16 protein-coding genes and 1 other annotated feature are annotated in these 20,785 nt (G+C 43.8%); of the genes, 6 read left to right on the top strand and 10 right to left on the bottom strand.

The genetic code is table 11. From position 1 onward, the window contains the following. Positions 1 to 78 precede the first annotated feature (78 nt). The 6 genes from mbcS to refZ form a co-directional block, all read right to left on the bottom strand. Entirely contained in the window at positions 79 to 1,665 is a 1,587-nt protein-coding gene (gene mbcS / locus AM500_RS07700; RefSeq protein ID WP_053598694.1) for an acyl-CoA synthetase MbcS, read from the bottom strand. A gap of 169 nt (positions 1,666 to 1,834) precedes the next feature. Then, a complete protein-coding gene (locus tag AM500_RS07695; RefSeq protein WP_053598693.1) occupies positions 1,835 to 2,038 on the bottom strand; it encodes an alpha/beta-type small acid-soluble spore protein in 204 nt (67 codons plus the stop codon). Between the two features lie 119 nt (positions 2,039 to 2,157). After that, entirely contained in the window at positions 2,158 to 3,366 is a 1,209-nt protein-coding gene (thiI, locus tag AM500_RS07690; RefSeq protein ID WP_053598692.1) for a tRNA uracil 4-sulfurtransferase ThiI, read from the bottom strand. After that, positions 3,367 to 4,509 (bottom strand): cysteine desulfurase family protein, encoded by a 1,143-nt coding sequence (locus AM500_RS07685; protein ID WP_053598691.1) that lies wholly within the window; start codon positions 4,507 to 4,509, stop codon positions 3,367 to 3,369. A 334-nt stretch (positions 4,510 to 4,843) separates the two neighbouring features. Beyond that, positions 4,844 to 6,532, bottom strand: a complete 1,689-nt coding sequence (gene ezrA, locus AM500_RS07680) for a septation ring formation regulator EzrA (RefSeq protein ID WP_053598690.1) — start codon at positions 6,530 to 6,532, stop codon at positions 4,844 to 4,846. Positions 6,533 to 6,880: 348 nt separating this feature from the next. Further along, positions 6,881 to 7,504, bottom strand: a complete 624-nt coding sequence (refZ, locus tag AM500_RS07675; RefSeq protein WP_053598689.1) for a forespore capture DNA-binding protein RefZ — start codon at positions 7,502 to 7,504, stop codon at positions 6,881 to 6,883. A gap of 161 nt (positions 7,505 to 7,665) precedes the next feature. On the opposite strand from refZ, the gene AM500_RS07670 reads away from it, so the two are divergent. Next, positions 7,666 to 8,148 carry a GAF domain-containing protein gene (locus AM500_RS07670; RefSeq protein WP_053598688.1) on the top strand — a complete coding sequence of 161 codons (483 nt, stop codon included), beginning with the start codon at positions 7,666 to 7,668 and terminating at the stop codon, positions 8,146 to 8,148. Positions 8,149 to 8,186: 38 nt separating this feature from the next. On the opposite strand, the gene megL is transcribed toward AM500_RS07670, so the two are convergent. Continuing rightward, positions 8,187 to 9,371, bottom strand: coding sequence for a methionine gamma-lyase (megL, locus tag AM500_RS07665; protein ID WP_053598687.1), 1,185 nt, complete (start codon positions 9,369 to 9,371; stop codon positions 8,187 to 8,189). A 244-nt stretch (positions 9,372 to 9,615) separates the two neighbouring features. Here megL and AM500_RS07660 point away from each other — a divergent pair, with 244 nt between their 5' ends. The 3 genes from AM500_RS07660 (at position 9,616) to rpsD (ending at position 13,132) form a co-directional block, all read left to right on the top strand. Beyond that, a complete protein-coding gene (locus AM500_RS07660; protein ID WP_231688125.1) occupies positions 9,616 to 10,455 on the top strand; it encodes a nuclease-related domain-containing protein in 840 nt (279 codons plus the stop codon). A gap of 356 nt (positions 10,456 to 10,811) precedes the next feature. Continuing rightward, positions 10,812 to 11,978 (top strand): IS256 family transposase, encoded by a 1,167-nt coding sequence (locus tag AM500_RS07655; RefSeq protein WP_053597994.1) that lies wholly within the window; start codon positions 10,812 to 10,814, stop codon positions 11,976 to 11,978. Between the two features lie 551 nt (positions 11,979 to 12,529). Beyond that, complete coding sequence (gene rpsD, locus AM500_RS07650; protein ID WP_053598685.1) at positions 12,530 to 13,132, top strand: 30S ribosomal protein S4; 603 nt, start codon at positions 12,530 to 12,532, stop codon at positions 13,130 to 13,132. Between the two features lie 261 nt (positions 13,133 to 13,393). Here the strand turns inward: rpsD and AM500_RS25415 are convergent, their stop codons facing one another. Both AM500_RS25415 and tyrS read right to left on the bottom strand, forming a co-directional pair. Next, positions 13,394 to 13,570 carry a DUF6954 family protein gene (locus AM500_RS25415; protein WP_156319772.1) on the bottom strand — a complete coding sequence of 59 codons (177 nt, stop codon included), beginning with the start codon at positions 13,568 to 13,570 and terminating at the stop codon, positions 13,394 to 13,396. 114 nt (positions 13,571 to 13,684) lie between these two features. Next, entirely contained in the window at positions 13,685 to 14,935 is a 1,251-nt protein-coding gene (tyrS, locus tag AM500_RS07645) for a tyrosine--tRNA ligase (RefSeq protein WP_053598684.1), read from the bottom strand. Between the two features lie 44 nt (positions 14,936 to 14,979). Further along, positions 14,980 to 15,196 (bottom strand) — a binding site (T-box leader). Positions 15,197 to 15,336: 140 nt separating this feature from the next. Here tyrS and AM500_RS07640 point away from each other — a divergent pair. After that, positions 15,337 to 18,105 carry a transglycosylase domain-containing protein gene (locus AM500_RS07640; protein ID WP_053598683.1) on the top strand — a complete coding sequence of 923 codons (2,769 nt, stop codon included), beginning with the start codon at positions 15,337 to 15,339 and terminating at the stop codon, positions 18,103 to 18,105. A gap of 128 nt (positions 18,106 to 18,233) precedes the next feature. Here AM500_RS07640 and acsA read toward each other — a convergent pair whose 3' ends face one another. Next, entirely contained in the window at positions 18,234 to 19,952 is a 1,719-nt protein-coding gene (gene acsA, locus AM500_RS07635) for an acetate--CoA ligase (protein WP_053598682.1), read from the bottom strand. A 190-nt stretch (positions 19,953 to 20,142) separates the two neighbouring features. On the opposite strand from acsA, the gene AM500_RS07630 reads away from it, so the two are divergent. Next, the gene (locus tag AM500_RS07630; protein ID WP_053598681.1) at positions 20,143 to 20,775 is read left to right on the top strand and encodes a GNAT family N-acetyltransferase; all 633 of its coding nucleotides are present in this window, start codon (positions 20,143 to 20,145) and stop codon (positions 20,773 to 20,775) included. Positions 20,776 to 20,785 lie beyond the last annotated feature (10 nt).

The following is a 20,785-nucleotide window of genomic DNA, read 5'->3' as shown; positions in this document are numbered from 1 at the left end:
TACTCAAATCTAAAGCAGGCGGAGACCCGCCTGCTTTTCATTTTACAATTAATGCCCCGCTTAAACATCCTTAGAGCTTTAGTGTCTTGTAGTTTGCGCCGCTTCCTTTTGCCGTAATTCGATCCGGCGGATTTTCCCCGATGTTGTTTTTGGAAGCTCCTCTAGAAACTCAATCTTTCGCGGATATTTGTAAGGAGCGGTCAAAGTCTTAACATGTTCCTGCAGGTCCTTGACAAGGCTTTGCCTGTCAACCGTTGTTTCCTCCCTCAGAACAACAAACGCCTTTACAATGTTGCCCCTAATTTCGTCAGGGCTGGCAACAACCGCGCATTCTTTAACAAGCGGATGTTTGACAAGCGCATCCTCGACTTCAAACGGCCCGATTGTATAGCCGGAACTGATAATGATATCATCCCCACGTCCTTCAAACCAGAAATAGCCATCCTCGTCCTTTTTCGCCTTATCCCCGGTAATATAATACTCGCCCCTGAATTGCATGGAGGTACGCTCAGGGTCTTTATAATATTTTTTAAATAGTGCCGGTGATTCTACGTGGACAGCAATGTCGCCAACTTCCCCCGCTTTGCATGGATTGCCAAATTCATCGATAATCTCAACGGTGTTTCCTGGTGTCGGCCTACCCATTGATCCTGGCCTTAACTCCATCTCCTTTGTAATTCCGACAAGCAGGGTATTCTCAGTCTGGCCGTAACCGTCACGAACATCGACATTAAAGTATTTTTTAAATGTATCGATTACTTCCCTGTTCAAGGGTTCTCCTGCCGAAACAGCGCTATGGAGATGCGGCAGCTTGAAATCTTGGAGATTCTCCGCTTTGGCCATAAGCCTGTATTCGGTCGGAGTACAGCACAGCACATTGATTTCATTGCCTTCAAGTAATTGCAAATACTTTACAGGCTCAAATTTACCATGATAAACATAGCCTGTCGCACCCGAACCAAGAACAGACAGGAAAGGGCTCCAAATCCATTTTTGCCAGCCCGGCCCCGCCGTCGCCCAAACTGTATCTGTTTCTTGAATACAGAGCCAATGGGGAGCAGCAGTTCTCAAATGGGCATAGGCCCAGCCATGGGTATGCACAACTCCCTTCGGATTTCCAGTTGTACCTGATGTATAAGAGAGGAATGCCATATCGTCCTTCGTGGTATCAGCATGTCCAAGTTCAGTGGATGCCAGTTCCATCTCCCTATCAAGGAATGTCCAACCTTCTGCTGGCTCGCCAACGATGAATTTAGCCATGCCTTCCTTTTGAATACTCGCGAATTCGTTTGCGAAAGGATAATAGCTGACAACAGCCTTCACATCACCATGGGATACCCTGTATTGAAGATCTTTCTCCCTTAGCATTTCGGAGCTTGGAATCACAGCAAGTCCGGTTTTTAGCGCTGCAAGATAAACGACATATGCTTCAATTAACCTTGGGATTACGACAAGGACCACATCTCCTTTTTCAAGGCCGGCTGCTTTGAAGACGTTTCCTGCTTTGTTAACTCGTTCAATTAATTGTTGGTATGTAACTTCCTTCTTTTCTCCCGCCTCATTTTCCCAGATAAGGGCTTTTCTTGTCGGATTTGCTTCAGCAAATCGTTCAACCTCTGAAACCAGGTTGTACTTCAGAGGCGCAATTAAATCCTCACGTTTCATTACTTCCCCTCCTTAAGTTCTCTTTCCCACATTAATTATATATATTTTTTAAAAAATTAGAAATTTATTTTATCGGTACATCAGGAAAGGAAAATAAAGGGCTAAATATCCCGGAACACAAATAAGGAGCGGTTTTACCCGCTCCCTGTAGCCATAGTATTAAATTTGCTTACCTAGAGAAACCGCCGTTAAGTTGTTGCTGAGCCATAGAAACGAGGCGCTTAGTGATTTCACCACCGACAGAACCGTTAGCGCGAGAAGTAGTTTCTGCACCAAGGTTTACGCCGAATTCAGAAGCGATTTCAACCTTCATTTGTTGAAGAGCTTGCTCAGCTCCTGGTACTAGAAGATTGTTGCTGTTGTTGTTTGGCATGTGATTTCACCTCCTTGTGAGTATATAATGTGTCATATCACACGGCTTCATTCAACAACGTAATTGGTAATTGTTCTCATCATTTTTGCAACGCTTAACGTATCTTAGTACCACACTTTTTAAAAAAGATCATCCAGTTCATGCTGCTGCCTGCTGTAGCCAGGTGTAATCCTGATCGTTTCGGTTCCTTCAACCGCACGCTCTACATAAGGGCCAAAATCGATAAAGCTTTCATAAAAGACAACCTTGTCTTTTTTCGGCTTTGTTTTTGGTGAGGCCGGGACAAATATGGTGCAGCAATCTTCATAAGGCAGGATGGAAATACTATATGTCCCTAATTCTTCTGCCAGCTTGATTATTTCTGTCTTATCCTCTGTAATCAGCGGACGAAGGATTGGTGTATTCGTTACATCATTGATTGCATACATACTTTCAAGCGTCTGGCTGGCAACCTGACCAAGGCTTTCCCCAGTTATAATTGCCAGTCCATCATTTCGTTCCCTGATTGCATCTGCAATTCTAAGCATAAACCGTCTTGTCGCTGTCATTGAATAGTTTTCTGGAATTTGAGCCCGGACCGCCTCCTGAAGCTCTGTAAAAGGCACAATATGGAGGACAATTTCTCCACTAACCTCTGCCAGTTTTTCGGCAAGGTCAATTACTTTTTGCCTTGCTCGTTCACTTGTGTACGGAGGGCTATGAAAATGGACAGCCTCAATCTGGACGCCGCGCTTCATCGCAAGGAAGCCTGCCACAGGGCTATCGATCCCTCCGGACAGCATCAGCATGGCTTTTCCGCCTGTTCCGAGCGGCAGCCCCCCGGCTCCTTGAATCGTTTCACATGACAAATAAGCTGCTTCATTTCTTATTTCAATTACAAGGTTGATGTCTGGTTTTTTTACCTGTACTTTTAGGCCAGGCAGATTATTTAGCAAATATGCCCCAAATACCTGGTTGATTCCATCTGTATCCAGCTCAAAGCTCTTATCTGAACGTTTCCCCGTAACCTTGAAGGTTTTTCCTTCTTCAAACACAGATTTCAATAGGCCCAGTGCAGCCTCCTGCATGGCTGGAATATCTTTTTCAACGCGGATGGCCGGGCTGAACGACTGAATACCGAAAATTTTTTTCAGCTTGAGCATGACATCGCGGCTGTCTTCTCCATTTAAAAGTACGTACATTCTATCCCTGGACGCTTCAATTTTAATCGCAGGGTGCTCTGTCAGGGCAAGCTTAATGCTTCTTCTCAGCATGTCGACAAACTTGCCCCGATTGCGCCCTTTTGTTGAAATTTCTCCATAGCGGATCAATATTCTGTCATATTGCATCTATTTCAAAACCCTTCCCAATTCGTTTACTGTTTTTTGAATCGCCTCAAGTACAAACCTGGCCTCTTCTAAAGTATTTTCAAATGAGAGACTGATTCTCGCCGCACTTCCTGCCAGACTTTCTGGCACTCCCATTTCCAAAAGTGTTGTGCTGGCAGTTCTTTTCTTTGAAGAACATGCGCTTGTGGTCGAAATAAACACGCCTTTTTCTTCAAGTGCATGGACAAACGTTTCGGATTTAATTCCCACTACGGAGAAATTAACAATATGGGGAGCAGTACCCTCTGAAGGAGTATTGAGGACAATTCCTTCCATTTTGTCCAAACCCATTCTTATTGTTTCTTTAATTGTAATCAATGAATCCATTCTAGTTTTTTGTTTTTCCATGGACATTCGGAACGCTTTTGCCATGGCCACGATGCCCGCTGGATTTTCTGTTCCCCCACGCCGGCTGCCTTCCTGGCTTCCTCCGGCTAATAGCGATTCCAGCCTAAGTCCCTTTTTAACAAAAAGCCCGCCAGTTCCTTTTAAGCCATGAAATTTATGCGCAGAAAATGTATACAGGCTTACTCCAGAATTGCTTAAGTCTAGAGGGACTTTCCCAGCCCCCTGGACACCATCGACATGAAAAAGGACTTTGGGGTAGTTCTTAAGCAAGGTTCCAATTTCTTCTATTGGCTGAATCGTCCCAACCTCATTATTTATATGCATGACGGAAACGAGAATGGTTTCATCTGTAATCGCCTTCTGAATATCCTCGGGATTTACTCTTCCATTGTGGTCAACGGGGATAAAGGTAACCTTGAATCCATCCTTTTCGAGTTGAAGCAGAGGCTCCCTGACTGATGGATGTTCAATCGATGTTGCAATTAAGTGCCTTCCCCGGTTCTTGTAGCCGTATGCGGCACCTTTAATAGCAAGATTATTGCTTTCTGTTCCGCCTGATGTAAAAACCACTTCTTCCGCTTCGCAGCCAAGCAGCCCGGCAATTTGTGCCCGCGCCTGGGTGATGAGCCGTTCTACCCTGGCTCCCATTCCGTGGAGTGAAGAAGGATTCGCAAAAAAGTCTGATGCGACCTTCACATAGGAATCTACAACATCCGGATATGGTTTTGTTGTTGCACTGTTGTCAAAATAAATCATTGCGTTACCCTCCGGTATATTAGTGTCCCCTAAATTTTATCGATTCGATAACCTCAAAGTAGCATTATTCAATTTTGGAGGCAATCGAAAAGTGCAAACCTTGATGACAAGGGAGATCCACTTATCCAATTGAAAAAGAGATGTGTTAACTCGAACAAGAAAAGCGCTGGCTAATCGATGTTGACTTATCGTAACGAGGAGACCGAAGTACACTTGGCGCTCCTCGAAAAAGCAAACCGCCTTTCTTCGTGCGATGTTTATGCTGCCGAAGCATTTCTTGTGGAGCTGGACAGAAAAAGAACCGGGCTGATATGCCACGGTCCCTTGACTATTATTAATCTGCAGAAACAAAAGTTTCAATTTTTTTGATTGCTCCAGGGTCAATTTCTTCGATAGATGTAGCTGCCTGTTCGAGCGCAGCCTCATAATTAAATTCCCTGAATGACTTTTCCGCGTCCGAAAGGCCCTTGGCAACGGATGGATATTTACTCCTGTATCTGTTTCCATACTGGATAACCCTCTCGGCAAGAATGACGTTTTCAATCATTTCCTTGGTTGTTACAGCAAGCTTTTCTATTGTCAGCTCCGCAATTTCAAGATGCTGTTTGACAGCATCTATATCTAGCGGCTTTTCTTCAAGCTTCTGCCTGACATTGCGGATACTTTCATAGCCATCTTCCAATAAATACGTATACTGTTCAGGAAGACCAGGGATATTGCTCCTGGCCACCAATCTGGTAGTTTCGGAAATTTTCTTAATCAATTCCCTGACGGTTTCCCGAGCTTCCATTTCATCTTTTCTTAGGTCGCTCAATTTTTTTGCAAAAACCTCTTGTTCCTCACTGAATGCTTGAAGCTCATCTTTCATTTCAGCCAATTCGGAGCTAATGACGGTTTGAGCCGTTTCATTCAGCTTGATTTTTTCTAGAAGGATATCATATCGTTTAACGATGTCGGCGAGTTTTTTCTCAAGCTTGCGCTGAGAAGCAAAATCCTTTTCATTCAAATGATATGTTTCCTGTATATGAGTAACTTCGGCTTTAACACTTTCGTTTTTCTCGATTGCATGTTCCAGGGTATCCCCTGATTGATCCACATTTTGCTGAATATACAGTTTTGCCTTTACTTCGTTTTCGAGGAGATCCATTAGTCTATCAATACGGATTTTTAATTCCTCAATTCCGTGCTCAGCTTTTTCAATCTCGACGTTTTCCAGCATGGAAAGAAAACCTTCAAGTTCTTTTTCCATCTCGGCAAGTTCCGTATCTATTTCGAGATGGTCAAGGCAATATCCGTTTGACACCATATCCCGGTAACCGTCAGCCAGTTCATTTACCTGGGATGGCAGCAAAGATTGGCATTCAATCAGCAGCTGAGGGGCCCGCTCCATCTTATTCCCCATGTCCTCTAGCAGCTGCCGGAGGCTAAGGACGGTTTCTCTAGCCTGAAGATAATCACCATTATTTGTTTTCTCCTCAAACTCGGTGAATTTTAACGCTGCCTCTTCAAGGATTTCTTCCAGTCTTTTTTCAGCTCTGCCAAAGCTGTGCCGGTGTGCGAGCAAGGTCTTTTTCGATTCCCTGTAAATTTCCCGAAGTTCTTCAATCTCACCCCGGTTCTTCTCCTCGCTTCCTATCAGCTCATTTAGCTCAGACAGAATTCTCTTAATTTCTTCTTCGGTCACTTCGAGAACCGCTGTTATTTCACGCTGAACTTCCTTTGCCTTTCCAAAGCGGTACTTATCTATGTATTCCTCGCCATCGAAAAGCATTTCTTCCACTTCAGGAAGCTTGACAGTGACAATCTCATCCCATTCATTGCGCCAGCGTTCAAACAATTCTTCCGTCTGGCCTGTCATGTTCAGCTGCTTGACCCTTGACATCTCCGCCAGGACAGGCCTGTCCATAATATCTAGCTTCCAGGCCTCAAGCCTGTCTATCTCTTTAAAGTGTTTTCTTTTAATAAAATAACCTATAATAAACAATGCAATCGCAAGGAAAATAACTCCAATAATAATTTCCATAATATCCCCCTGTTTCATCAATCAAAGACAGATACTTACTTATGTAAAAGTGCAATTATACGTAATTTAATGCCTTTATGATACCATGGAAGCGACATTTTTTGACGTGGAATTTCATTTTTTTTCAAAAAACTTGGCTTTTTTAGTTGAAAAAGCGCATTTTCGCCTCTTATGGCTAAAATGCGCTCATTAAGAGCTATGTTCATTCAACTACATTGACGATGGAAATGCAAATGATTTACAAGGCAAATATATGATGTTTTCTGTTCTTGCGGGTGGAAATACAACTTAAAGCCGACCTAACAAAAAACATCCGGGAAAATTTCCCGGATGTTTGCTAATTCTATATTAAATTGCAATGGTTGCTTGATCCGTTACGAGGAGAGAACCATCCACCCAATCGAAAAGCTGATCCAGGTATTTGTCTGCAAAATAACGTTCATGAGGAAAAACATGGAGAACTTCGGTAATATAATGAGGATTTAAAAATGGCATCGTCAACAGCCCTTTTATTTGAATGATCGCATAAGGAACCGCCAGTTTCCGGAAAGCACCATCCTTCATTCCCCGTTCCAGAATTGCCTGAAAATAATACTTTTCTTTTTGGTAATACGTAGACATGATTTCCCTGACTGTCTGCGAATCAAGCGACATTTCCCTTACAATGAAGCGGGACATCTGGGTGTTGGCACATTGGAAATACATCAGGTTTTCCATTACTTTTTTAAGGCACACACTGGCGCCAAAATCGAGCAGGGACATCGCCTCCTCAATTTGAGCAAGGTATAGTTCGAAATAAGTAGTTAAGCAGTATTCCAGCAGCCCATGTTTGTTATCAAAATAATACGCAATGTTTGCCGGATTAACACCGGCCTTGGCTGCGATGTCGCGAATTGATGTACCTGCAAATCCTTTTGTATTAAAAAGTGACACAGCGGCAAGAACAATGGCTTCCTTTTTGTTTTTCCTCATCACAAGCCTCCCCTGTGCCCCGATTTTGACAAAGGAACACTCTTGTATAGTTTCTCTCTTTCCTCTTAATTTCCTTTTAAAAAATATCGACAGTTTCTGCCCAAGATGTACAATATCTGATAAAATTGTTTAAATAGCTTTACGAAGAAAGGGGAATGAGAATGTTTAATGTCGAAATGTACAAAGGCAGTCGAGAAGAAAATTACAGCCTTGTCATAAAGCAATTACAAGCTTTGCTTGAAGGGGAGAAAAACGCAATTGCCAATTTAAGCAATGCCTCCTCCCTTCTAAATCAATTCCTTGACCGCATCAATTGGGTCGGATTTTATCTGGTTGATGGGGATAGCGAACTAGTACTCGGGCCATTTCAAGGGCTCCCTGCCTGCGTAAGAATTCCTTTTGGCAAAGGGGTTTGCGGTACCTCGGCAGCAAAACTGGAAACAGTCCGGGTGGAAGATGTGCATTTGTTCCCAGGTCACATTGCCTGCGATGCCGCCTCGCAATCGGAAATTGTCGTACCACTGGTCAAGGATGGACAGCTTCTAGGTGTTCTGGACATTGATTCTCCAGAGAAAAACAGATTCGATGCACTCGACCAGGAAAAGCTGGAAGAGTTTGTAGCTGTATTAGTAAAATATCTATAGGAGAAAAGCCGGGACAATCAGTTGTCCGGCTTTTTTTCTTATAGTTTCTCCAGGGCCTGCTCAAGGTCATTTTTGATATCAACCCATGCTTCAAGCCCAACGGATAGCCTTATCAGATTGTCCCTGATCCCCATCCTTAACCGTTCATCCTCCGGTACTGCTGAATGAGTCATTGTTGCAGGATGCTGTGCAAGTGTTTCGGCATCCCCTAAAGAGACGGCAATTTTTATCAATTTCAGCTCATCAAGAAATCTTTGGGCTGTCTCCTTTGTTCCTTCAATTTCAAATGAAATGAGAGCACCTGGTTTCTTCATTTGTTTTTTTGCAATATGGTAATCTTCATGCTCCGGATCTCCCGGATAAAAAATCTTTGAAACTTTAGGGTGATTTTTCAAAAAAGCAAAAATATGCTCTGTATTCTCACAATGCCGGTCCATCCTTACAGCAAGAGTCTTTATGCCCCTGAGCAAAAGCCATGCATCAAACGGCGACATGACGCCTCCAACATCCTTCTGTGCCGCCATGGCTACCCTTTTCATAAAATCAGCTTTGCCTGCTGCGACACCAGCAATAACATCACCATGTCCACAAATGTATTTTGTCGCACTGTGAAGCGTTACATCGCAACCCAACGCCAGCGGGTTTTGCAGATACGGCGAGGAAAATGTATTGTCAACTACAACTGGAATCCCTTTGCCGTTTGCAATGTTGGCAACCATCTCAAGATCAACAAGCTTCATTGTTGGATTGATAGGAGTTTCTATAAAGATGCAGGTTGTATTCGGCTGAATCGCTTGTTCAACTTGGTTGGCATTATCCATAGGTGAGAAGCTGTGAGTGACTCCGAACCGATCCTGCATGAGCTGCAAGAGGCCGAATGTGCAGCCATATACTCCTGGAGAACACAAAATATGGTCTCCCGATTTTACAATAGAAAAGAGAATCGCAGATACGGCAGCCATACCGGAGGAAAAGGCCAGTGCCGCTTCGGCTCCTTCAAGCTCCGCAATCCTTTTTTCAAGAATGCTAATGGTTGGGTTTCCCAATCGCGTGTAAATATAGCCATCCTCATTTCCCGCAAATCGCCTTTCTCCCTGTGCTGCATTGTCAAAAACAAATGTCGAAGTCTGAAAAAGTGGCGGCACAAGGCTGCCATGATGGTCCTTTGGCTCATAACCTGAATGAATCATCCTCGTTTCAAGCTGTAATTCTTTCTCTTCCATGTTTTTCTCCCCCCTCAACTTTGAAAACGCTTACATATTATGCTTCTAGCATATGATATCCCCTCCAATTTTGAAAGCAAAAACATGCGTACAAAATTATTTACTATGAGTACTGGGATAATGAGGTAGGTTTTTTTATAATAGACTTGTACTAATTTTTCTATTGAAAAGGGAGTGTCCCATGATAAAAAAAGCAAGGATCGAATCAAGAGAACTGCGAATCCTCCGCTATTTGGACAGACGGATGGAATTGCCAGAAGACTTCAAACACCAATATATCAACCTGAAGAAGGGCTATGAAGGAGAGTTGATGTTTGATGAGCGAACCGAATTGCTTACCTGCGACTGTATTATTTTGAATGATTTATTACTGCAGTTTAACGGCAGGACATTTCAAATCGACACATTGATTATTTTTCCAAACGGGATTATCATCTTTGAGGTGAAGAATTTTGAAGGAGAATTTTTTTATCAAGACGAAAAATTATTTATAAAGCCGCATACGGAAGTTTCTGATCCCCTGCTTCAATTAAGCAGGTGCGAGACCCTAATAAGGCAGCTCTTGAAAAGCATAGGCTTCAATATGCAAGTGGACAGCTCTGTTGTCTTCATCAACCCCGAATTCACCTTATACAATGCACCTCTCGATAAGCCCATCATTCTTCCCACCCATCTCAACCGTCATCTTAAAAAACTTGATACAAACACTGGCAAGCTCAGCGGTTACCATTCGTTACTCGCAGATAAGCTAAACTCAATGCATATGCAAAAATCCCCTTTTGAACAGCTCCCCGCTTATACATTTGAACAGGTTCGACCCGGAATGGTTTGCAAAACGTGTGATTCATTTGATGTTTACGTGGAGGGGAAGAAATTAATATGCAAAAAATGCGCCCATGCTGAGAATGTTGAGGATGCTGTTATGCGCCACGTGGAGGAGTTTAAGCTTCTATTTCCGGATGAGAAGATTACAACCATCGTAATGCATAAGTGGTGCGGGATATTGTCCATGAAATGGATAAAGGGGATTCTCGAAAGAAATTTAAAAATGGTTAAATTAAGTAGATGGTCTTATTTTGAGTAGCAAATTTTTAGGTTTTTGCTTCTTTAAATCTATTGAAGACCCAATCAGGTTTTCTAGCTCATAGAATCGCCAGGATGTTATATTGATGACCAGACACTTTTTTTACTCACAGGATCGTCAAGAAGTTATATTGACGACCGGACAAAACTTTTTTTGCTTACAGGGTCGTCAAGAAGTTGTATTGACGACCGGACACCGCTTTTTCTGGCTCACAGGGTCGTCAAGGAGTTGTATTGACGACCGGACACCACTTTTTTTGATAAAGTCCATATAATTGTGTAAAAAGAAAAAGGGTCAAATTAATTCCTTTTGTCAACAATGTTATCAGCGACGAAAACAATGTGGAGGAATTAATGATGACCCAAATTCAGTTTAACCTAAATACCGACGTTTTAAAAGAAGCCGTAATGGCTTCCAACATCGACACTGTGATGAAAGCGTCCATTGTCCTTGTATTGAATGCCGTAATGGAAAAGGAGCGGGACGAGTATCTCCAGGCTGGGGCCTACGAGCGGAATTCAATTCGCCGCGACTACCGAAATGGTTATTATGAACGCGATCTTTTACTCAGTATCGGCAAAGTTACCTTGAAGGTGCCCCGTACACGGGGTGGAGACTTTTCGACAACCGTTTTTGAAAGGTATTCAAGATGCGACCAGGCGTTTATCCTCTCTATGCTTGAAATGGTTGTAAATGGCGTATCCACCCGAAAGGTCAAGCATATTGTCAAACAATTATGCGGGGAGAGTGTTTCAAAATCCTTCGTTTCTTCTCTGACGGAAATGCTTGACCCGGTGGTGAGCCAATGGGCCAGCCGGCCTCTTAACACTAAATATTATCCTTATATTTTTGCAGATGCGATGTATATCAAGGTAAGGGAACATAACCGCGTGGTCTCCAAAGCCGTTTATATCGCGACAGCGATTGATGAAGGCAATCACCGGGATGTCTTAGGCTTAAAAGTGGCCCACTCCGAGAGTTTTGAAGCATGGCAGAGTTTTTTCCAGCACCTTCAGGAAAGAGGACTCCAATCCCCCAAAATAGTTATTTCTGACGCACACAAAGGCCTGAAAGCCGCCATAGCTAAAGAGTTCGTGGGAACCATCTGGCAACGTTGCCTGGTTCATTTCAAAAGAAACATTTTCACCAATCTGCCCAAAAAAGAAATGGATGAGGTGAAATTCGGGCTTAAGAGGATCTTTGATGTAGCTGAGGCGGATGAGGCTAGGCGGTTTAAGGATGAATTTATAGACCGGTTTGGGGATAATCCTAAACTTGAGCGTACACTGAGAACATTGGAAGAAGGCTTCGAGGATGCCATTCAGTTCCTTAACGAACCTGCCAAGTACCACCCATATATCCGAAGTACAAATTCGCTGGAACGGTTGAATCAGGAAGTCCGTAGAAGGGAAAGGTCAATCCGAATTTTCCCCAATACCCAATCTGCATTTCGAATGATTGGCGCAATCCTGATTGACTATACGGAAGAACAAGAAAGGAAAAAGATCCTTTTTAAAAAATAGACGCGAAGCGCGAAATTTTTGGTGGAATGAAGGGGGTACCCCCTTCATTCCACCAAAAATAAAATAAGCTGATATACCATTGTATAGGAATTTACACAAGATAGTGGACTTGACTCTTTTTTTTTACTCGCAGGGTCGTCAAGGAGTTGTATTGACGACCGGACACCACTTTTTTTACTCATAGGGTCGTCAAGGAGTTGTATTGACGACCGGACCTACTTTTTTCGGTCCACAGGGTCGTCAAGAAGCTCATTATTAAAATGGAGCTCTAACCGAAACCAACGGTGTAGCGAAAATCCCCTTGACTAATAGTTAACAAAAGTAATATAATAGTCTTTGTGTAAAATATTGCAGCCTGAATGAACCCTTTATGGCTCGCATTTTGTTCCTCACTTAAGCGGACGCATCAATGTGCCCATGGCAATAAGTGATGGTGCATCTTGTAACCCTATGCTGCTGGGGCGAAGGTGCATGAAAACAAAATGGCCCATACTGATGATTCATACGGTTTTTATTTTACCAAAATAAAAACACACAAGGAGGAGTCTCTCATGGCTCGTTATACCGGCCCAAGCTGGAAAATTTCCCGCCGCCTTGGAATTTCCCTAAGCGGTACAGGAAAAGAAATTGAAAAGCGTCCTTACGCTCCAGGCCCTCATGGTCCAAACCAACGCAAGAAAATTTCCGAATACGGATTGCAGTTGCAAGAAAAGCAAAAGCTCCGTCACATGTACGGAGTGAACGAGCGCCAGTTCCGCACACTGTTTGTCAAAGCAGGCAAAATGGCGGGCGTACACGGCGAAAACTTCATGATTCTTCTTGAATCTCGCCTTGATAACCTTGTTTACCGCCTTGGTCTTGCTCGCACTCGCCGTGCAGCTCGCCAGTTGGTAAACCACGGCCACATCCTTGTTGATGGTTCACGCGTTGATATTCCATCATACCGCGTTGCTCCTGGCCAAACAATCAGCCTTCGTGAAAAGTCCCGCAACCTTGATGTTGTAAAGGAATCTCTTGATGTGAACAGCTTTGTTCCAGATTACCTGACTTTCGATGCTGACAAGCTTGAAGGAACATTCACTCGCCTACCAGAGCGTTCTGAACTTCCTGCTGAAATCAACGAAACTCTTATCGTTGAGTTCTACAGCCGTTAATAATCCGGCAACAGCCGATAAAGACCCGGTCCAACCATTGGACCGGGTCTTTTTTTATTTGGCTCTGTTATTAATCATTGTTGATTTTCGTGCAATTCATAGGAGGAGAATTTCCGTCTAATGTAAAAAGTCGATGCTTAAACAGCAGATTTAAGCGGAATATTCCGCTTAAGAATCCAACGATTTGGATAAAACAGACGGAAAAACTCCGCTTATTTTTCAAACCCAATGAAAATCAACATTCAAATATAATAGAGCCTTTTATTTAAATCCAAACCGCTTATATAAAAAACCAAGCAGTACGTATAAAGCCAACACGATCAAGGCAGTTGCCAGCCTCTCCGTCCATACCCCATCTGCCATGAGCACTGGGCCAAGCCCAAAAAAAGTCAGAAGGCCCAACAGAACAAGAAAAACGAGATGCACCAGCCATTTCATTGGTTCATCACTCCTTTCTAAAATAGACGAAGACTGCTTGTCCCCAGTTTCTCTTGATTGCCCCTCATCTGAATAAAAAAATTGCCACAGGCGAAATACCTGCGGCAATGATCATTAAAACCTGATTAACGTGTATTTCTTCTTGCCTCTGCGGATGATCGAAAACTTCCCTTCAATCCTGTCGTCATCCTTTAGGACATATGCTGTATCGGTAACCTTTTCACCATTCACGGAAACTGCACCTGTTGTTATATCCTCACGAGCCTGACGCTTGGAAGGGGAGATTTTTGCTGCAACCAGCAGGTCGACAAGTGTTTCTTCCCCGGCAAATTCGTAGGAAGGAACGTCCTTGAAGCCTTGCTCAATTTCAGAAGCTGACAGGCTTTTTACATCCCCGCTGAACAAGGCAGCGGAAATCTTGATTGCCTGGTCAAGCGACTCCTGTCCGTGGATTAACCTGGTCATTTCTTCAGCAAGCGACTTTTGCGCTTTCCTAAGATGAGGCTCCTCCTGAACTGACTTCTCAAATGCATCAATTTCCTCATGAGACAAGAATGTAAAGAATTTCAGGTATTTGACTACATCGGCATCAGCTGTGTTTACCCAGAATTGGTAGAACTCGTAAGGAGTCGTCTTCTCTGGATCAAGCCAAATTGATCCGCCTTCTGTTTTCCCAAACTTTGTTCCATCGGCCTTTGTAACAAGTGGAATGGTCATTCCAAAGGCCTTTTCGCTCTCAGGAAGCATTTTCCGGATTAATTCCAGCCCTGTTGTAATATTCCCCCACTGATCACTGCCGCCGACTTGCAGCCTGCACTGATGCTTCTCATACAAATGCTTGAAATCCATTCCCTGCAGGATGGTATATGTGAATTCTGTAAACGATATCCCGGAATCAAGGCGGCTGGCAATCGTATCTTTTGCGAGCAAGTAATTGATCCCGATATGTTTCCCGTAATCCCTCAGGAATGTAATGATATCCAAATCTTTTGTCCACTCATAGTTATTCACCATAAGGGCACCATTCTCGCCTTCAAAGTCAAAAATGGTCTTCAGCTGTTCTGTCAGCCGCTCAACATTATGCTGCACCGTTTCAATAGACTGCAAGGTCCGTTCGGCGTTTGGCTTTGGGTCTCCAATCAGTCCGGTCGCGCCGCCAACTAGTACAATTGGACGATGGCCCGCCTGCTGGAACCTCCTTAATGTAAGAAATGGAATCAAATGCCCGATGTGCATGCTGTCGCCGGTCGGGTCCATACCGCAATATAACGATATTTTTTCGTTTGAGAGAGTGTCCCTTAACCCCTCTTCATCTGTTTGCTGGTAAATGATTCCTCTCCACTGTAAATCCTGTAATAAATCCATAGAAACTCCTCCATCTTTGGCAAAATAAAAACGCCCCTGCAAAATGCAGGGACGCAAAACGTAATCGCGCGGTACCACCCAGCTTGAGAAAATAAATTCTCCAACTCTTGAGATAACGGTTCACACCGTGCCGCCCACAAATAAGCAGGGGTCAAAAGCTCCGGGTTGTAATTCATTTTTCCATTTGGACTGCCTCGCACCTGCCGGCAGCTCTCTTCAACCAGTGATGGAAAAACTACTTATTCCTTTCACAGCCTTCAATATATTCAAATTAAACGTTAATTCTTTTTACCATAGGGAAGAATAAATGTCAATTCCCCGGCAGATTTTGAAAATTCCAGAGTTTCTCCATTTTTTACTGTCGCTTTATGCTATAATGTATGTGATTTTGGAGGGATGATATGGAGAAGAATAAGCACTCATTATTCGATAGGGCAAAGTCCATTTTCACTAATAAAAAAACGGTCAAGAATGCCAGGATTGCATACGGGGTCCTCTGGAACCTATTCTTGATGTTCCTGGTTGTTTCTGTTGCCGGCGGCGCATTTGCTGCAGGAACAGGCGCAGGATATTTCGCTTCACTTGTGAAGGATGAGCCAGTGCGCAGCTATGAAAGCATGAAGAAGGATATTTATAATTATACGGAAACTTCGGATGTGTATTTTGCACATAATGTTCCGCTCGGAAAGCTTCGCAGCGACCTTTACCGGGAGGAAATAAAGCTTGAAAATGTATCACCACATTTAATTAATGCGGTCATTGCCACTGAAGATGAGTATTTCTATGAGCATGATGGTGTCGTGCCAAAGGCTATCCTTAGGGCGCTTGTCCAGGAAGTGACTAATGCGCCAATGCAATCAGGCGGAAGTACACTCACCCAGCAGCTGATCAAGAACCAGATATTGACGAACGAGGTCTCTTTTGAACGAAAGGCAAAGGAAATACTTCTTGCCCTCAGGCTCGAAAAGTTTTTTGAGAAAGAGGAAATTCTTGAAGCCTATCTCAATATGGCTACCTTTGGGCGTAATTCATCTGGACGCAATATAGCCGGAGTTCAATCAGCAGCTAAAGGGATTTTTGGCACTGATGCGAAAAAGCTGAATCTTGCCCAGGCCGCCTTTATTGCCGGCTTGCCGCAGAGCCCTTTCGGCTATACGCCATTCACTCAGGACAAAAAGATTAAGGAAAACCTTGAACCCGGGTTAACAAGAATGAAGGTTGTCCTGAAACGTATGTATGATGGCGGCTACATTGACGAAAAGCAATATGAGGAAGCACGGGCTTATGATGTTACAAAGGATTTTGTAAAACCAGGAGCAGATCCTCTTGAAAAATATCCTTGGGTAATGGTTGAAGCCGAACAGCGGGCGACTGACATCCTTGCGAAACTAATCGCTGATAAGGATGGCGTTACTGAAAAAGAACTTAGCAAGGACGATAAGCTATATAACAAGTATTTTACTCTTGCAGGACGCGAGTTTAGACAGAACGGCTATAGCATTCATACAACTATTGATAAGAAGATTTATGATGCCATGGAGAAGGCAAAGAATAAATACCCTTATTATGGCCCTGATAAACCTGAAACAAAAATAGATCCTGAAACAAAGAAGAAGAAAACAGTCATGGAGCCGGTTGAAGTCGGGGCAATCATGATTGAAAACAAAACAGGAAAAATCATCAGTTTCGTCGGAGGCCGGGATTTCAAGAAACAGGAATTGAACCATGCGACGAGGTCTCTCAGGAACAACGGTTCGACAATGAAGCCTCTGCTGGTATACGCGCCTGCATTTGAATTGGGAGCAGCATCCCCCGGCACCATTCTGCCTGATGTTCCTTTGCACCTGAATCCTTCAGACCCAGGCAATCCATGGCCGAGAAACTATGGGGGCGGCTACAGCGGAATGGCGACGGCGAGATATGCATTTGCCAAGTCCTATAACGTCCCTGCCGTGAAACTATATTCAGAAATCCAGAGTAAGAATCCGGCGAAGTACCTTGAAAAAATGGGCTTCACCTCTCTTGGAAAAGATGATTATCATAACAGATCGACAGCCCTCGGCTCGATGGCTAAGGGTGTGACTGTTGAAGAAAACACAAATGCGTTCTCGACATTTGCAAATCAGGGCAAGTTTGTCGATGCTTATATGATTGAAAAAATCACCGATAAAGAAGGCAAAGTTATTTATCAGCATAAGGTAAAACCGACAAACGTATTCAGTCCGCAAACTGCTTATCTCACCCTCGATGTCATGCGTGACGTCTTTGATTACGGTACAGCTGCCAGTGTTAGAAACAAACTGAAATTCAGTACTGACTGGGCTGGAAAAACTGGTACAGGAAATGAGTATTATGATTCCTGGATTGTTGCAACAAATCCAAACATCACAATGGGTATATGGACAGGATATGATACACAAAAATCGCTGCGGGCCAAAGGAAATCTCAGCTACAGCCAGCGGACGAATTATCTGTGGGCTGACCTTTTAAATGCAGCCTATGATATAAATCCAAAGCTTGTCGATCCGGAAGCCAGGTTCAAGATGCCTAGCGGGATTGTCACAAGATCATTCTGCGCGATTTCCGGAACGCTGCCATCAGAGGCCTGCAAAAGAGCCGGCCTTGTCGAAACTGACATTTTTAATGCCAAGTATGTGCCAACAAAATCAGATAACAGCCTAAGTACTGGCAAGTATGTAAGGATTGGCGATAAAAACTACATGGCGCTTGATTCCACCCCGGATGATTTTGCTGAAACAGGGCTTGTCCTGAATCCGGAATATGCATCTGCATTGACTGGTACGAATTTCAAGAATGCATCGGCGCTTATTCCGAAAATGAAGCGATGGTCAAATCTTTTAGTGCCTGATGCAAAACTTGCTGAAAACGGAAAAACCCCTGCTTCTGTTAAAGTCGCTGCCCAAGGCAATACTCTAAAATGGAATGCTGTCAACGAGTCGGATATTATTGGATATCGTGTCTATAAAGTTGGCGGATCCAAGGTAGCCAGTATCCGGGCCGGCACAGGGCTATCCTATCCTGCGAAACCAGGCATCTATTATGTCACTGCAGTCGATATTGCAGGAAAGGAATCCGCACCATCAAATGAAATTGAAATTGGCGGAACAAAGAGTGAAGAAAAATCAAAGAAAGCGAAATCGCCTTCGTAACAGGTTTGTCCCTGTTTTCTCTCTAGCTTCCCATTGTGTCCCAGACTTTTCTGCTAATAAAAAAACAAACAACCGCACCGGAGAATGGTTTTCCGGTGCGGTTTGTTTTTTCATATAGTCAATGTAATTTAGTCTTCCATTGTCGAAAGATCGCCAGTCGGCAGGTCGAGCTCCCATGCTTTCAGGACACGCCTCATGATTTTCCCGCTTCGGGTCTTCGGAAGCTTATCGCGGAAATCGATTTCCCTTGGTGCCGCGTGCGCAGCCAGGCCTTTTTTAACATATTGGCGGATTTCTTCCTTCAGATCCTCGGATGGCTCATAGCCGTCCCTCAAAGCAATGAATGCTTTGATGATTTCTCCGCGGACAGGATCAGGCTTTCCAATTACTCCGGCCTCGGCTACAGCTGGATGTTCAACGAGCTTGCTCTCTACCTCGAAAGGACCTACCCTTTCTCCTGATGTCATAATGACATCGTCAACACGGCCCTGGAACCAGAAATAGCCCTCCTCATCCATATATGCAGAGTCACCTGTTACATACCAGTCTCCAGGCATAAAATACGATTCATATTTTTGAGGATTGTTCCAGATCGCATGCATCATTGATGGCCAGCCTCTTTTAATGGCGAGATTGCCCATTCTGTATGGCGGAAGTTCTTCACCCCGGTCATCGACAATCGCGGCCTGAACGCCAGGCAGCGGTTTACCCATTGAACCAGGCTTGACTGGCATACAAGGATAATTGCAAATGAGCTGTGCTCCTGTCTCTGTCATCCACCAAGTGTCATGGATGCGCTTATTGAACACTTTCATGCCCCATTTGACTACCTCGGGGTTTAACGGTTCACCTACACTTAGAACATGGCGGAGGCTTGAAAGATCGTACTTCTTCACAATTTCATCACCCGCACCCATCAGCATGCGGAAGGCAGTCGGAGCGCTGTACCATACGGTTACTCCGAATTCCTCAATCATTTTGTACCATGTATCCGGCGAGAAACGGCCCCCAACAATGACATTCGAAACCCCGGCAAGCCATGGCCCGAAAATGCCATAGGAAGTTCCTGTGACCCAGCCTGGATCTGCTGTACACCAGTATACATCGTCTTCTTTCAGATCAAGGACCCATTGCCCTGTCTGGTAATGCTGAATCATGGCATTATGGACATGAAGAACACCTTTAGGCTTCCCTGTCGAACCGGAAGTATAGTGAAGGATTAGGCCATCCTGCCGGTCCACCCATTCAATCTTCAGTTTTTTATCAGCTTCTGCAAACTTTTTCTTGAAATCAATGATCTTATCCGTTTCCTGGACTCCGTCACCTACGATAAATATGTACTTCAATGCAGGAAGTTCATCAACCGGAACCCTATTTAGCAACTCCGGAGTTGTGACAATTACTTTCGCTTCGCTGTCCTGGAGACGGTCCCTTACTGCACCCTCCATGAAGGCTTCAAAGAGCGGACCAACAATCGCGCCAAGCTTAATGGCACCGAGAACTGCAAAATAAAGCTCTGGTGAGCGCGGCATGAAAATAAAGACGCGGTCCCCTTTTTCCACATCCCCATATGTTTTTAGCACATTTGCCGCTTTGTTGGACAATTCCTTCATTTCCTTGAACGTGTACTTTTCATTCCGCTCCTGGTCCTTGTAGTAAAGGGCCACCTTATTCTTGCGGAATGTGTCGGCATGACGGTCAATTGCCTCGTGAGCCAAATTTACAAGGCCTGTCTCATGCCAGCTAAATGCCTTTTCAGTTTCTTTCCAGTCAAAATTCTTGTAGGTTTCATTATAATCCTTAAGATTATAATCCCCTTGAATAACTGGCAGCGCTTCCATTTTCACTTTAAACTTTCCCCCTTTATCGCGTTTATATTATTATAGTATAAAAGAATGTTATTCACAATTTTTAAAATATTTTCCCTTTATACTTTAATATTGTGGTTCTTTTCCAGAAAATTTAGTGAAAGCGCTTTATCATTCCGGATTTTATGTATAATAGAGGTATTATCTAAGCTTAGCAGGCGGTGACGTAATGGAACATATAAAAACATATAATGCGAAAGAGCTAAAAACCGCAAAAGGAAATCTCATCATTGAAGGGCCAATTTCTGCCGAAAAACTAGCGGGCTATGAATTTCACGAGAATCTTGTTGCTTTCCGGCAGCCAGCCCAGCAGCACAAGGCATTAATTGAAATTGCCTCATTGCCTGAGGGCCGTATTATTATTGCCAGGCACAACCATGAAATTGTCGGCTATGTAACATATTTATACCCTGATCCGCTTGAACGCTGGTCTGAGGGCAAAATGGAAGATTTGATAGAGCTCGGGGCCATTGAGGTTATACCCGAGTTTCGAGGGGCATCCGTTGGTAAAAACCTTCTTAGAGTATCGATGATGGATGATGCAATGGAGGACTACATAACGATAACCACCGAATATTATTGGCATTGGGACTTGAAAGGAACTGGATTAAATGTATGGGAATATAGAAAGGTCATGGAGAAAATGATGAATGCCGGCGGCCTGGAATGGTATGCGACTGATGATCCCGAAATCAGTTCTCACCCGGCAAATTGCCTTATGGCCCGTATTGGCAAAAGGGTAAGCCCGGAATCCATTCAAAAATTTGACCAGCTCAGGTTCATGAACCGCTTCATGTATTAGGGGGTAGTGT

Source organism: Bacillus sp. FJAT-18017 (genome assembly GCF_001278805.1).
Lineage (GTDB): Bacteria > Bacillota > Bacilli > Bacillales > Cytobacillaceae > Bacillus_D.
The sequence above is the reverse complement of the archived record's forward strand: the minus strand, read 5'-3'. Positions and strand labels throughout refer to the sequence as shown.

Bases quoted from the DNA above. Each gene is read 5' to 3' on its own strand.
- rpsD (WP_053598685.1), top strand. From the start codon at position 12,530: ATGGCTCGTTATACCGGCCCAAGCTGGAAAATTTCCCGCCGCCTTGGA.
- AM500_RS07660 (WP_231688125.1), top strand. From the start codon at position 9,616: ATGGAATTGCCAGAAGACTTCAAACACCAATATATCAACCTGAAGAAG.
- ezrA (WP_053598690.1), bottom strand. From the start codon at position 6,532: ATGGAAATTATTATTGGAGTTATTTTCCTTGCGATTGCATTGTTTATT.
- megL (WP_053598687.1), bottom strand. From the start codon at position 9,371: ATGGAAGAGAAAGAATTACAGCTTGAAACGAGGATGATTCATTCAGGT.
- AM500_RS07670 (WP_053598688.1), top strand. From the start codon at position 7,666: ATGTTTAATGTCGAAATGTACAAAGGCAGTCGAGAAGAAAATTACAGC.
- AM500_RS07640 (WP_053598683.1), top strand. From the start codon at position 15,337: ATGGAGAAGAATAAGCACTCATTATTCGATAGGGCAAAGTCCATTTTC.
- AM500_RS07685 (WP_053598691.1), bottom strand. From the start codon at position 4,509: ATGATTTATTTTGACAACAGTGCAACAACAAAACCATATCCGGATGTT.
- AM500_RS07655 (WP_053597994.1), top strand. From the start codon at position 10,812: ATGACCCAAATTCAGTTTAACCTAAATACCGACGTTTTAAAAGAAGCC.
- mbcS (WP_053598694.1), bottom strand. From the start codon at position 1,665: ATGAAACGTGAGGATTTAATTGCGCCTCTGAAGTACAACCTGGTTTCA.
- tyrS (WP_053598684.1), bottom strand. From the start codon at position 14,935: ATGGATTTATTACAGGATTTACAGTGGAGAGGAATCATTTACCAGCAA.
- refZ (WP_053598689.1), bottom strand. From the start codon at position 7,504: ATGAGGAAAAACAAAAAGGAAGCCATTGTTCTTGCCGCTGTGTCACTT.
- AM500_RS07630 (WP_053598681.1), top strand. From the start codon at position 20,143: ATGGAACATATAAAAACATATAATGCGAAAGAGCTAAAAACCGCAAAA.
- AM500_RS25415 (WP_156319772.1), bottom strand. From the start codon at position 13,570: ATGAAATGGCTGGTGCATCTCGTTTTTCTTGTTCTGTTGGGCCTTCTG.
- thiI (WP_053598692.1), bottom strand. From the start codon at position 3,366: ATGCAATATGACAGAATATTGATCCGCTATGGAGAAATTTCAACAAAA.
- AM500_RS07695 (WP_053598693.1), bottom strand. From the start codon at position 2,038: ATGCCAAACAACAACAGCAACAATCTTCTAGTACCAGGAGCTGAGCAA.